This is a genomic window from Shinella sp. Sh6 (assembly GCF_055392685.1).
Window position 1 is genome coordinate 120,546 of sequence record NZ_AP044006.1, and the last position, 12,314, is coordinate 132,859.

A 12,314-nucleotide genomic window follows, 5' to 3' on the forward strand; every position below is an offset into this window, starting at 1 on the left:
GTGACCGTATCGAATCGGCAAGGCGGCTTTTGAGGGGGGACCGGCCAGCTCATGTCGGATGATCTGCTCGTCCATTACAACCGCGAACTCCTGAGCATCCGCCAGGCCGCGGCGGCATTCGCTGCCGAGAACCCGCGCATCGCGGGCCGGCTGCGGCTGTCGGAGGACGCGATCGAGGATCCGCATGTCGGCCGCCTGATCGAGGCCTTCGCCTATCTCACCGCCCGCGTGCGGCAGAAGATGGACGACGATTTCCCCGAGCTGACCAATGCCATGCTCGGTATCCTCTATCCGCATTTCGACCGGCCGATCCCGTCCATGTCGATCCTCCAGATGGATGCGAAGACCGAGCTTGCCGAACCCTATCCGGTGCCGTCGGGCACGCTCGTCGACACCGAGCCGGTCGATGGCGAGCGCTGCCGCTTCTCCACCGCCTTCGATGTCACGCTGCACCCCGTCGCCGTGCGCGCGGCGACGCTGACCGGCCGGCCCATCACGGCGCCCGAGACGCCGCAGGCGCACAATGCGGCCGGGTGCCTGCGCCTGACGCTGGAAATGACCGGCGAGGACCTGACGTTCTCGAGCTACAATCCCGGGCGCCTGCGCTTCTTCCTGCGCGGCCAGCCGCAGCTCGTCTATCCGCTCTACGAGCTCCTGCTCAACGACGTGGTGGCCGTCGCCTTTGCCGAGGGCGCGAACGATCGCAGCCCGGCGGTGTGCGATGCCTCCGTGCTGTCGCCCGGCGGCTTCGGGCCGGAGGAGAACCTGCTGCCCTATCCGCAGGCCTCGCATCCCGCCTACCGGCTGCTGACGGAATATTTCGCCTTTCCGGAAAAATTCCTCTTCGTCGATCTCGCCTTCCCCGAGGCTGCGAAACTTGCCGGCAAGGGACGCACGCTCGATGTCTTCCTCTATCTCAATCGCGCCGCGCCAACGCTGGAGCGCTCGCTGACGGCGGCGGCCTTCGCGCTCGGCTGCACGCCGATCGTCAACCTCTTTCCCCAGGCGGCCGAGCCGATCAAGCTCGACCAGACCGTCACGGAATACCGCGTGGTCCCGGACAGCCGGCGGCTGCATGCGCTGGAGGTCTACGGCATCGAATCCGTCTCCACCGTGACGGCGGACGGCGACGAACGGGCGCTGTCGCCTTTCTACGGCATCGGCCATGGCGTCGATGCGGACGAGGCGCGGGGCGAGGAGAAATCGGCCGTCTGGTGGCTTTCCCATCGCCGGCCGGCCGAGGACGAGAATCCCGGCAGCGAGGTGTTCCTCTCGCTCTCGGACCCCGGGTTCAACCCGAAGGGGCTTGCCGACGACGTGCTCTCCGTCGAAACGCTCTGCCTCAACCGCAACCGCCCGGAGCGCCTGCCTTTCGGCGGCGGCCAGCCGCAGTTGCGCATGGTCGAGCCGGTGCCGATGATGAAGGCGATGCGGCTCCTCACCGTTCCGACGGCAACGATCCGCCCGCATTACGGCCAGGGCGGACGCTGGCGGTTGATCTCGCATCTCGCGCTCAACCACCTTTCCCTCGTGTCTGACGGCGGCGTCGAGGCGCTGAAGGAAATCCTGCTGCTCTACGATTTCCGCAATTCGGCCGAAACGCGCGCGCTGATCGACGGCATCACGTCGCTCTCCTCCGAGAGCGGTACGGCGCGGGTGCGCAGCTTCGGCCAGAGTGCCTTCTGCCGCGGCGTCGACGTCACCATGACCTTCGAGGAAGGCAATTTCTCTGGCAACGGCGTGTTTCTCATGGCGAGCATAATCGAGCGTTTCCTCGGCCTTTATGCGAGCGTCAATTCATTCTCGCGGCTCACCGCCCTCGTCAGGGGGCGAAGCGGAAAGCTGAAGACATGGCCGGCACGGGCAGGCGATCGCATTCTTCTCTGATCGCGCGGGCCTTCGATGCCCCGCAGGATTTCGAGCTGTTCCAGATGGTCCGCCTTCTGGAGGCGCTGGGGGCCGGGGAGGGCCGCGACCTCGCGCATCCGCCGGTCGATCCGGTCGGGCAGGGCGTCGATCCACGGCGCGCGGCGCTGAAGATCCGTTCGTCCGTGCCGCTCGGCTTCGCTTCGGCGGAGGTGCTTTCCGTACGCCGGCCGCGCGGCGGCGGGCCGGTGGAGATGACGCAGACGCTGGTCGGGCTCACCGGCCCTTCGGGCGTGCTGCCCCACGCACTGAGCGAGCTCGTGCAGATGAGCGTGCGCGAACGCAATTTTGCACTGCGTGAATTCTTCGACGTCTTCAACAACCGGCTCTCCGGTCTCCTATTCAACGCCTGGGCCAAGTACCGTCCGGTCATCGAGCGCGAGCGTGCCGCACAGCTCGGAACGCCGGCGACCATCGACCATGCGCTGAAGTCCATCGTCGGCCTCGGCACGCCGGCGATGGCGAACCGCGCGGAAGTGGGCGACCATACCTTCGTCTTCTTCGGCGGGCTTCTCGGTCGGCAGGGGCGTTCGGCGGTCGCCATCGAGCGGGCGCTTTCCGGCGCGCTCGGCCACCGGCTGCGCGTGGAACAGTTTACCGGCGAGTGGTATCCGATCGCCCCGTCCGACCGCACGCGGCTGCCCGATCGCGCGCAGCCGCGCGGCAGCTTCGCCCGGCTCGGCGACGATGCGGTGATCGGCGTGAAGACCTTCGACATCCAGTCCGCCGTCACGCTGCGCGTCGAGGCGCTCGATTATCCCGCCTTCCGCTCGCTGCTGCCGGACGGCAGCCGCTCGCGGCTCCTCACGGACCTCGCGGCAAGTGCGCTCGGTGCCGACAAGATGTTCAATATCCGCCTTGAGCTGAAGCCGGAGCAGGTGCCGGGCCTCAGGCTCGGCGGCAATCGCGAGGAGCCGAGGGCGAGCCGGCTCGGCTGGAACACCTGGCTCCAGCCGGCCCGTCCGCGTGCGCAGCCCGCCGCCGTCGCCTTCCGCCCGCCGCCGCATCTTTACTGAGGATCGCCCATGACCGACTGGACCCAAGGCTACGTCTCCGATATCGAATACCTGCCCGGCTTCTATGTCGAGCAGACGCCGGCCCATCTCGATGCCGCCTGCCTGCTGCGGGGCATGGAGCCGCCGGTCGATCCGGGCGAGCCGTTCGCTTATTGCGAGCTCGGCTGCGGCGTCGGCGAAACGGCGCTGACCATCGCTGCGGCCAATCCGCAGGCCGAGATATGGGGTTTCGATTTCAATCCGGCGCATATCGCCCGCGGCCGGGCGCTGGCGAAGGCCGGCGGGGTCGACAATATCCGGCTGGAGGAAGCCTCCTTCGAGATGCTCGCGGGCGGCGCAATCGGCGATCTGCCTGTCTTCGACTACATCACCGCCCACGGCGTCTGGAGCTGGGTAAGCCCGGAGAACCGCCGGTATATGGTCGATTTCGCCGCGAAATACCTGAAACCCGGCGGCCTCTTCTACGTCACCTACAATGCCCTGCCGCGCTGGACCTCCTCCATGCCAATGCAGCGGCTCGTGCGTCTTGCCGCCTCGCTCGACAACGACCGCAGCGACAGGCGCGTCATGAAGGCGCTCGATATCGCGCGCGCCTTCAGCGAGGCCGGCGCCGACATGATCCCGGCGGAGATGCTCGACAGGCTCGACCAGGAGCGCGGCCAGGGCACCGCCTATCTCAGCCACGAATATCTCAACGCCCACTGGGCGCCCTGCTATCAGGTGGACGTGGCAGAGGATCTTGCCGATGCCAAGCTCTCCTTCGTGGCGACGGCCAATCTCTTCGAGAACTATCCGGACCTCTCGATGACCGACGAGCAGCGCCGTCTGGTCGAGACCTTCCCGGCCGCCTATGCGGAAACGGCGCGGGACTATTTCCTTGCCCGCAGTTTCCGCCGGGACATCTACATGCGCGGGCCGCGGCCCATACCGGCGCGGCGACTGGACGAGCGGCTTGCGGCGCGAAAGCTTTCCCTCGTCGTTCCGCCGTCCGCGGTGAAACTTTCGGTGAAGGTGCCGGTCGGCGAAGCAACGCTCAACGAAGGCTTTTACGGCCCGGCGCTTGCCGCACTCGCCGAAAGGCCGATGACGATCGGCGAGCTGCGCAGCCTGCCCGAGGCGGACGGCTCGACGGCCACGGAGCGCGAGGTGCTCGGCATGCTGATCGGCTCCCGCCAGGCGATGGCGCTGCCGAACGCCGCGGACGACGAGGCCGTCACGGCAGTGCGTCGCTACAACCGCGCACATCTTGCCATCTGCGCCGAGGAGGGACGCGCGGTCTGTGCGCTCGCGGCGGCCGGGCTCGGTTCCGGCATTACGGTCCGGCTCTTCGAGATGCTGGCTTATGAGGTCCTGACCGAGGGCGTTGAGCCGGAGGCGGAAGCGGTCACGAGCGCCATCCGCGCACTTCTGGAGGTGCGCGGCGACAAGCTGCGCAACGAGGGCGTTCCCGTCGAGGACGAGGCGGAGGTACTCGCCATCATCCGCGAGAACGTCGATCTCATCCTCTCGCTCGCCCTGCCGATGTGGCGGCGGGTCGGCGCGATCTGACCGTGGCCGGCGCGCCTCTGGCTGGCGAAGTCCTGCGGGGTACTGGACCCGTGCTGGTCTACCGCGCGGTGATCGCCGGTGAGCCTGCCGTCGTCAAGCGCCTCACCGGGACGGAAGACGCCATCGCCCGTCGGCGCTTCGAGCGGGAGCGCCGTTTTGCGCATCTCTTGCCGCATCCCTTGCTGCCGCGCCTTCTCGGCGAAGGGGAGGACTGGATTGCCTTCGAGGCGCTGGACGACCGGATTTCCAAGATCCGCCGTGCAGGTCCGGTAGGGGCGCGGCCGCTGCTGGCGGGATTGGCCGACGCGCTCGCCTTCATCCACGCCCGCGGCATCGTTCATCGCGACATCAAGCCGGCGCATGTGCTGTTTCGCGGCGAAAGGCCCGTTCTCGTTGATTTCGGCATTGCCGGCACGCCAGAGGACGATCTCCAGCAGGCGGAACTGTCCGGCACGCCTGCCTGGATGGCGCCGGAGCAGCTTTCCGGCGGCCCGGCTTTGCCTTCGGCCGATATCTGGTCCTTTTCGGCGCTCGGCCTGTTCCTGCTGACGGGGGAAAAGCCCTATGCGGGCGACGCGGAGACGGTGCTTCGGCTGCGAAAGGCAGGGGCGGCGCCAGCCTTCAGGATGCCCGCGATGATCGAACAGGGCGATCCGGCTCTCGCCGGCCTGCTCAAGGCCGGATTGGGCCCTGCGGCGGATCGCCCGGCCGCTTCGGATTTCGTGCGCGTATTGGGGCGCGGCTGGTCCGCCCCTTGAGCCTGGCTTCTCCCCGCGTGCGGGGAGAAGGTGGCCGACAGGCCGGATAAAGGACCGATCAGGCGATCACCAGATTGACGGCCGGGTGCAGCTTCTTCAGGTTCGGCAGCGACTTCGACTGCCACGGGATCTGCGTGCTGCCCTTGACCGTGAGGCCGATGCCCGGCTGCTTGCGCACGTCGATTGTGAACTTGGCGAGAAGGTTGATGCCCGAGCTGTTCAGGAACTCCAGCCCCGAAAGGTCGAGCGTGATGCTCTCCGGCTTGTCGTTCAGCACCTGCTGCATGAGGTCGAGGATCGGCGCATAGGCTTCCGTGCCGGAAAGGCGCATCGTGCCTTCGTAGTGGATCGTCGCTCCCTCGCTCCAGACCCGGTATTCGTTCGTCTTGATTTCCATTTTTCTGCAATAAGCTCCCGGTGATGTCCGCTCAGACGATGTCGAGCGCGGCGTAGGTGTCGAGGCGCAGGACGTCCGTACCCGCCGCCGGCTGGAAACGCCAGCCGAGACGGGCGCCATAGTCGCTCATTAAGGTGAGCAGGCCAAGTCCCGAACCGCTCGATTCCATGTTCTCTGCGTTCTGTTCGATCCGTTCGATCAGAAGCTCGCCCGGATCGCGCGTCGTCAGCTCGGCCAGCAACGCCTGGAAGCGGCCTGCCGTCTCGCCGGTGATGACATTGCTGATGCGGATCTCGAAGGTGGTGCCCTCCAGCGAGGCTTCCAGCGTGATGTCCGCGCCGCGGCGGAATTTCACCGCGTTCTCCAGCAGCTCGTTGGTGAGATAGCCGATGCTGTGGCGCGCCTCGTTGTAGTCGCCGCCCTCGGCGGCGCGGCGCAGGGCGAAGAAGTCGCCGAGGAATTCCGACGTCACGCCGCAATGCTGCCAGGCAAGGTCGAGCGGACCCTCGGCAAGACGGATGCGGTTCTTCAGCGCGCCGGCGCCGTTGGTGAGGTCCACCTGTCCGAATGTGGCTTCCATCGCGTTACCTGTGCTTCATGACGACGAGCGTAATGTCGTCGTGGATCTTCTGGGTGCCGATATGGGCCATGAGATCGGCGATGATGCCGTCCTTGATCGCGTCGGCATCCTTCTGGCGGTGGCGCTGGGCGCTCTCGCACAGCCGGTCGAAGCCGAAGAGCTCGCCGTTCGGGCTTTCCGCCTCGGTGACGCCGTCCGTGTGCAGCACGATGACGTCGCCGGTATCGAACGAGAATTCATGGGTGCCGACGAACGGGCTGATGTCGCTTTCGAGGCCGATGGGAAAGCCGAGGTCGATCGTGTCGATGCGCTCGACCTCGTCGTTGTCGCGCAGGACAAGCACTTCCTCGTGCTGGCCGGACAGCGTGATCTTGCGATCCTCGTAATCGAGGAAGGCCAGGGAGAGATGCTTGTCCGTCTTGGTGCGCTGGATGTTCTTGAAGACGGCGCGGTTGAGCACTTCGAGGAATTCGCGCGGGTCCTCGTCGCCCTGCTCCTGCAGCGCCCGGGCCACCGATTGCACCATCAGCATGAGCACGCCGCTCTCCAGGCCATGGCCGGTCACGTCGCCGATGCCGACCTTCATGCGCCGCTCGTCGTGCAGCACGTCGAAGTAGTCGCCGCCCACCTCGTCGGCCGGCTCCATGTAGCCGGAAACGTCGATGCCCTTGATCTCGTCCAGCTCGTCGCGCCTCGGCAGCACCATCATCTGGATGTGCCGCGCGACGTCGAGCTCGGCGCCGAGGCGCAGGTTCTCGCTCTTCAGCTTGCTGTTCAGCGCGCTGATCTCCTCGTTGGCGGTCTCAAGCGCGCGCGTGCGCTCGGCCACGAGATTCTCGAGGTTCTCTGTGTGGTAGCTGATTTCCTCCGCCATGCGGTTGAAGGCGACGCCCACGGCAGCCACCTCGTCGCGCGCGGGAATGGCGACGCGCACCGAATAGTCCTTGTTCTGCAAGCGGTGCGCGGCATCCGCCAGCGCCCTCAGTCCCGCCGTGATGCGGCCGGAAATGGCGAAGACGGCGGAAAGGACGACCAGCAACGAGAGCATGACGGTGCCGACCTGCCAGGTCACGACCTGCCGCGTCTCGTCGGAAATCCCCTCCTTGGCGGCGATCAACGAGGCATAGATCTCCCGCTCGGGCACCATGAAGCCGAGCGACATGACCTCGCGCGTCACCGGCACCTTGCCGGTATAAAGGTTTTCGGCGTTCAATTGCTTGAGCAGCACCACGTAGGGCACGTCCTCGCCGTTCTCCTTCAGCGTCAGCGTGGTGAGGACGGTTTCCTTGTCTGAAGGCATGGCGAGAGAGGCGAGCGCCGGCTGGGTGCTGTGCGCCAGCTTCCGGTCGAAGCCGCTGGCATTGTCGATCTTGACGCCCAGCGTCTTCTCGCCGTCTTCCGTCACGGCCAGCACGTTGCCGTCGGACATGGTGAGGAAGGCGAAACCCGTGCCGGCGATCTTCACGCTCTTGACGATGTCGGCGAGCTGATCGAGCGTCAGGTCAACGCCGACGATGCCGTTGAGGTCCTTGCGGTCCGGCGTCGTCAATGGCTGGAAAAAGCTGACGATGATCTTGCCCGTGATGCCGTCGAGATAGGGTGAGAGCATGGTAATGGGGCTGTCGACCGGCCGCTCCTCGGGTCTGGCGAGCCAGGATTGCCACGTCTCGTAGAGACCGGGGAAATAGAAGTCCCACCAGTTCGTCTGGTTGTGACCGGGATAGACCTTGTCGAAGACGGAACCCTGGTCGTTATAGGGCGTCGAGCGCAGGATCGGCGCCTGGCGCGGGCCGATATAGTACATCTGCAGCTTCGGCGGGCCGGCCGCAAGGAAGCTCGGGCCGAACAGGTCGAACACGGCGCTCTCGCGCACGGTCTTCAGCGCCTCGGGTGTCGGCTGCCGGTTCTCGTCGAGGAGGTAGCCCCAGACTGTCACGGCGGATGCCTCGCCCGGCTGGTTCTGCCACCAGTTTCCGGCTTGGTTGTAGGCAAGCGGTGTGGTCAGCTTGCCGTCGTCCTGCAATTGCTCGCCGAGCTTGTCGTAGAGCGTGGGGTTGTCCATGACGGTCTGCATGGATCCGGCAAGGCCGCTCACTTCCGAATGGTAGCGGTCGAGCAGGAGATCGGTGCGCTCGACCGTCGTCTCGATATAGTTCTGCAGATACTCGATATTCGCCTTTTCGAGGCCGCGCCCGACTTCCTCCATCGCATTGGTGGAAAGCCGGTTGACGTTCCACAGCGCGATCCCGCCGGCGACCAGGAGGTCGACCAGCACGGCGCCGCCGACGACCAGCACGAACTTCGCGCGGAACGAGGTCAGCGAGAATCCGAAGCGCGGAGGGTTGCCTTCTGCAACAGTGCTCATTGAGGCTTGCGTCCCGACGCCACCCAGACCGGCCATCCGGCATAACCGCCCGGATGCAGCGCGGCGGCGATATGATCCTCGAAGCCGCGGCGGAACTTCTCCACGAAGGCGGCATCGTCGCCGCGCTTTTCGCACATGCCGCCGGCGAACATTTCCTCCCAGGCCATGACCATGTCGGCAAAGGCCTGCGCGTCGCCATCGCGATTGGTGACCATGAAGCTCTCGATGCGGATATCCTCGAGCCCGGCCTTTTGCAGCGCCTGGTAGCTCTTCGGGCCGAACTCGAGGTCCATGTCGAAGTCCGCAAAGAGCTTGGAGAGCTGCTCATAGGTCCACTGGATGGACGGACCGCGCGGCTCGCCGAGGCACTGGGAGATCTTCTCGTTGGTGACGTAGACCCGGCCGCCCGGCTTGCAGATGCGCACGAGCTCGTCGACGATCATCTCCGGCTTGTTGAAGATCTGCAGGGCATGGCGGCAGGAGACGAAGTCGAACTGGCCGTCCTCCAGCAGCATTTCGGCCGCGTCGCCGTAGATGTATTCGATGCCGCCGATGTCGAACTCGCTGGCGACCTGGCGGGCATAGGCAAGACTCGACTTCGAATGGTCGAGCGCGACGATGCGCGAGGGCGCGAATTCCTTGGCGACCAGCACGGCGAAATCGCCGATGCCGCAGCAGATGTCGGCCATGGTCGCGCCCGGTGTAAGGCCATGGCGCGGCAGGATGGAGCGCTCGTGCTTCCAGGTGAGCTTGGTCTGCGTGCGCAGCACGGGCACGAAGCCGCCTTCCTCGAGGAAGGATTGACCGGGATAGAATTCGCTGTCGTATTCCTCGACGGCGATGCGCGGGTTCTTGGCCGAAAGCGTGCCGAACTTCTTCGTCGACCAGCCGATGACGCTCGACGTGACGATCGAGATCCGGACGTCCGGGCGCTCGTCGGCCGCCTTCAAAAGTGCGCCGGCAAGGGCGTGGAAGGCCACGTTGTTGAGCCGCACCAGACGCTTCACATTGATGTAGAAGGTGCCGCGGATCGAGGCGATCGACCGTTCGAGGAGCTGGATGCAGGCCTCCATCTCGGCGCCGTGTTCCGGGCGCATCGAGCCGGAAAGCGCGAACTCCTGGTTGTTCTCATCGAAGGAAACCTTGTAGGTCTGGACAAGCGTGTCGGCGATCATGCTTCGGTTTCCTCCAGCTTGAGGTCTGCGATGAGGCGGATGGCATTTCCGTCGGCGGGCTCGATGGAAAAGCGCGCCGCATAATCGACGGCAAGTTCCAGAAGGCCGATATTGGGCTGCAGCGGGCCGTCGGTGAAGAGCGCGGTATGATAGCGCGAGGCGAGGTCGCCGTCATTGAGCACGGAGACGGCGCTCCGGTAAAAGTCCGCCGTTTGCGCATCGACCGGGACGGTGAGGGTGATGCGCTCGCTCGCACCCCTGCGCGCAACGGAGCACACGAACCGGCCCGACGGGGCATGCAGCCGATAGACGGTTTCCAGAAGTTCGTTGAGCGCGGAGGAGAACAGGTTGGAATAAAGCAGCGAATCGCTGCGATTGTGGCTGATCATGCGTGCGAAATAGGTGGACAGCCGGTCGCAATAGGCCCAGTTGGAGGCAAAGCCGTCCATGTCCATGTCGAATTCCAGAAGCTCGGCGTGCTCGCCGGCGTCCTTCGGTGCTGCCCCCAGATTCATTGACCCCTGCCTTGTGACACCGCGAGCGGGCGTGCGGCCGCGTGCTCTATCTTTCGGGAATAGACTATGTAATGTCCGAAGTGCGGGTACAAGCGCAGACATGACCAGCAGGAAGTGGCATCGGCGATATGATATCGCTGGTTGCGCCGTCCCCTTCGAACTCCAGCGGAAGCTTTCCATACAATCATGAAAGATTCGTCAAACCCACTCCCGGATTCTCCGGCTTCCAGCGAAAGCGGCGACGCCGCCGAGCTTGCGCGGGTGCGTCTCGAGCTTGCGCAACTGCAGGCCGAATACGACGATCTGAAGCTGCTCTACGAGGCGATGATCGAGCATGGCGAGGCGGTGGAGGACCAGCTTGCCGAGCAGAATCTTCTGCTCGAGAGCACGCAGGCCCGGCTGGACGCGGAGCTGAACGACGCCGGCCGCTATGTCTTCTCCATCCTTCCGGACAAGCGCGCGGCAAGTCCGGCGACCGACTGGCTGCTCGTTCCCTCCACGGAGCTTGGCGGGGATTCCTTCGGCTATCACTGGATCGACGACGACCATTTCGCCATCTACCTGCTCGATGTCTGCGGGCACGGGGTCGGCGCGGCGCTGCTGTCCGTCACGGTGATCAACGTGCTGAGGGCCTCGGCGCTTGCGAATGCCGATTTCCGCGATCCCTCGACGGTCCTGAAGGCGCTCAACGACACGTTTCCGATGGAAAAGCAGAACAACATGTTCTTCACCATCTGGTACGGCGTCTACAAGGCGAGCACGGGAGAGCTGCGCTTTGCCACTGGCGGCCATCCGCCCTCCATCCTGCTGCGCGGCGACGGCGCGGCGCGGGAAATGCTCATTACCGTCGGCGGCGTTGCAATCGGCGCCCTGCCGGAGATGGACTACGAAAGCAGCCTTACCCGCGTCATGCCCGGAGACCGCCTGCTCGTCATCAGCGACGGCACCTTCGAGGTCAATGGTCCCGGCGATGCGATGCTGAGCGTCGAGGCGCTTGCCGACCACGCGGCGGAGCGCGGAAGCCGCCCGCAGCACATCCACGAGTGGGTGCGATCCTTCAACGCGGAAGGCCCGTTGCCGGACGACTTCTCGTTGCTGGAAATCCGGTTCTGACGCGGCCCGGATGCTGCCGTTCACGCGATTGTGTTTATCCATCCGCGGGCTTGCCGACACGCGGACCGCTCCTTTCGATTTGTCGATTGCCGGGCGACGGAATCGCGCTATGGTTTTCCACTCTAACGCCGGTTCGCGGTCTGTTGAGGGGAGGCGGCCATCATCCCGTTCGTGAAAAGCGGCATTGCCGCGCTCGTGGTCTTCCCGCTGCTTGCGGGCAGCGTTTCGGCCGAGGAGGCAGGTCCCGCCGACCTTGCCATTGCCCGCAGCCTTGCGACCATGCTGCAATCGGCGCGTGCGGTCATCTCCGTCAACCAGGATCGGATCAATGATCCGGACATCGGCGACAAGGGCCTCACGGGTGCCGTCGTGCTGGAGGCGGCCATCGCCAACTATGAGAAGGCGACCGGACGCGATCCGCGCGCGGTCGATCCGTCTTCCTATGAGGGGCGGCTTCTCAAGGCCCAGATGGATGCCGTCGTCGAAGTCGTCGAGGCGCAGCAGGCGACGATCAACGCTAAGGGCACGGGCTTCAAGGGGCTGATCCCCGCCACCTTCGGACGTCTCGTCAACGAGGCCTTCGCCGCGCGCGTCGGCACGGAGGCGAGCATGAAGGTGACGGCCCCGCCGGAGCTGGTGCGCAACCGCAAGGCCCGGGCCGACGCCTTCGAGGCGGCCGCGATCCGCGATTACCTTCAGGCCGCCGACTGGCCAAAGGGGCAGATCTATTCGGCCATCGTCACCGAGGACGGCAAGCCGCGGGCGCGCGTCATGGTTCCGGAATATTACGTGCCGTCATGCCTGACCTGTCATGGCGGGCCCGCCGGCGAGCTCGACGTCACGGGCTATCCCAAGGAGGGAGCGCATGAGGGCGATCTCGGCGGCGTGATCAGCATCGGGCTCATCCCGCAATGAGGGAGG

At 65.5% G+C, this 12,314-nt stretch carries 11 protein-coding genes; 6 read left to right on the top strand and 5 right to left on the bottom strand.

The features are described 5' to 3' along the window. The first annotated feature begins 51 nt into the window (after positions 1 to 51). The 4 genes from tssF to ACZ5TO_RS18920 are packed head-to-tail and all read left to right on the top strand — an operon-like array spanning position 52 to position 5,248. Positions 52 to 1,887: a type VI secretion system baseplate subunit TssF gene (gene tssF, locus ACZ5TO_RS18905; RefSeq protein WP_464800792.1), complete on the top strand. Its 1,836-nt coding sequence runs from the start codon at positions 52 to 54 to the stop codon at positions 1,885 to 1,887. Then, complete coding sequence (gene tssG / locus ACZ5TO_RS18910; protein WP_464800793.1) at positions 1,851 to 2,942, top strand: type VI secretion system baseplate subunit TssG; 1,092 nt, start codon at positions 1,851 to 1,853, stop codon at positions 2,940 to 2,942. The genes tssF and tssG overlap by 37 nt, the downstream gene beginning before the upstream one ends. A 9-nt stretch (positions 2,943 to 2,951) precedes the next feature. Then, positions 2,952 to 4,490 (top strand): class I SAM-dependent methyltransferase, encoded by a 1,539-nt coding sequence (locus tag ACZ5TO_RS18915; protein ID WP_464800794.1) that lies wholly within the window; start codon positions 2,952 to 2,954, stop codon positions 4,488 to 4,490. A 50-nt stretch (positions 4,491 to 4,540) separates the two neighbouring features. Further along, entirely contained in the window at positions 4,541 to 5,248 is a 708-nt protein-coding gene (locus ACZ5TO_RS18920) for a protein kinase domain-containing protein (RefSeq protein WP_464800795.1), read from the top strand. Between the two features lie 58 nt (positions 5,249 to 5,306). Here the strand turns inward: ACZ5TO_RS18920 and ACZ5TO_RS18925 are convergent, their stop codons facing one another. Genes ACZ5TO_RS18925 through ACZ5TO_RS18945 form a run of 5 tightly spaced genes read right to left on the bottom strand, consistent with a single transcriptional unit; the run spans position 5,307 to position 10,280 of the window. Continuing rightward, positions 5,307 to 5,645: a slr1659 superfamily regulator gene (locus tag ACZ5TO_RS18925; protein ID WP_184141030.1), complete on the bottom strand. Its 339-nt coding sequence runs from the start codon at positions 5,643 to 5,645 to the stop codon at positions 5,307 to 5,309. 31 nt (positions 5,646 to 5,676) lie between these two features. Then, the gene (locus ACZ5TO_RS18930; RefSeq protein ID WP_184141031.1) at positions 5,677 to 6,225 is read right to left on the bottom strand and encodes a slr1658 superfamily regulator; all 549 of its coding nucleotides are present in this window, start codon (positions 6,223 to 6,225) and stop codon (positions 5,677 to 5,679) included. 4 nt (positions 6,226 to 6,229) lie between these two features. Beyond that, positions 6,230 to 8,590: a SpoIIE family protein phosphatase gene (locus ACZ5TO_RS18935; protein WP_464800796.1), complete on the bottom strand. Its 2,361-nt coding sequence runs from the start codon at positions 8,588 to 8,590 to the stop codon at positions 6,230 to 6,232. Beyond that, the gene (locus tag ACZ5TO_RS18940) at positions 8,587 to 9,765 is read right to left on the bottom strand and encodes a methyltransferase domain-containing protein (RefSeq protein WP_464800797.1); all 1,179 of its coding nucleotides are present in this window, start codon (positions 9,763 to 9,765) and stop codon (positions 8,587 to 8,589) included. The genes ACZ5TO_RS18935 and ACZ5TO_RS18940 overlap by 4 nt, the downstream gene beginning before the upstream one ends. Next, positions 9,762 to 10,280: a ubiquinone biosynthesis methyltransferase UbiE gene (locus tag ACZ5TO_RS18945; RefSeq protein WP_184141037.1), complete on the bottom strand. Its 519-nt coding sequence runs from the start codon at positions 10,278 to 10,280 to the stop codon at positions 9,762 to 9,764. Before ACZ5TO_RS18945 ends, ACZ5TO_RS18940 begins: the two co-directional genes overlap by 4 nt. A 186-nt stretch (positions 10,281 to 10,466) precedes the next feature. On the opposite strand from ACZ5TO_RS18945, the gene ACZ5TO_RS18950 reads away from it, so the two are divergent. Continuing rightward, complete coding sequence (locus ACZ5TO_RS18950; RefSeq protein ID WP_464800798.1) at positions 10,467 to 11,393, top strand: PP2C family protein-serine/threonine phosphatase; 927 nt, start codon at positions 10,467 to 10,469, stop codon at positions 11,391 to 11,393. A gap of 171 nt (positions 11,394 to 11,564) precedes the next feature. Next, the gene (locus tag ACZ5TO_RS18955; protein ID WP_464800799.1) at positions 11,565 to 12,308 is read left to right on the top strand and encodes a c-type heme family protein; all 744 of its coding nucleotides are present in this window, start codon (positions 11,565 to 11,567) and stop codon (positions 12,306 to 12,308) included. Positions 12,309 to 12,314: the final 6 nt, after the last annotated feature.

Bases quoted from the DNA above. Each gene is read 5' to 3' on its own strand.
- ACZ5TO_RS18915 (WP_464800794.1), top strand. From the start codon at position 2,952: ATGACCGACTGGACCCAAGGCTACGTCTCCGATATCGAATACCTGCCC.
- ACZ5TO_RS18950 (WP_464800798.1), top strand. From the start codon at position 10,467: ATGAAAGATTCGTCAAACCCACTCCCGGATTCTCCGGCTTCCAGCGAA.
- tssG (WP_464800793.1), top strand. From the start codon at position 1,851: ATGGCCGGCACGGGCAGGCGATCGCATTCTTCTCTGATCGCGCGGGCC.
- ACZ5TO_RS18935 (WP_464800796.1), bottom strand. From the start codon at position 8,590: ATGAGCACTGTTGCAGAAGGCAACCCTCCGCGCTTCGGATTCTCGCTG.
- ACZ5TO_RS18930 (WP_184141031.1), bottom strand. From the start codon at position 6,225: ATGGAAGCCACATTCGGACAGGTGGACCTCACCAACGGCGCCGGCGCG.
- ACZ5TO_RS18945 (WP_184141037.1), bottom strand. From the start codon at position 10,280: ATGAATCTGGGGGCAGCACCGAAGGACGCCGGCGAGCACGCCGAGCTT.
- ACZ5TO_RS18940 (WP_464800797.1), bottom strand. From the start codon at position 9,765: ATGATCGCCGACACGCTTGTCCAGACCTACAAGGTTTCCTTCGATGAG.
- ACZ5TO_RS18925 (WP_184141030.1), bottom strand. From the start codon at position 5,645: ATGGAAATCAAGACGAACGAATACCGGGTCTGGAGCGAGGGAGCGACG.
- tssF (WP_464800792.1), top strand. From the start codon at position 52: ATGTCGGATGATCTGCTCGTCCATTACAACCGCGAACTCCTGAGCATC.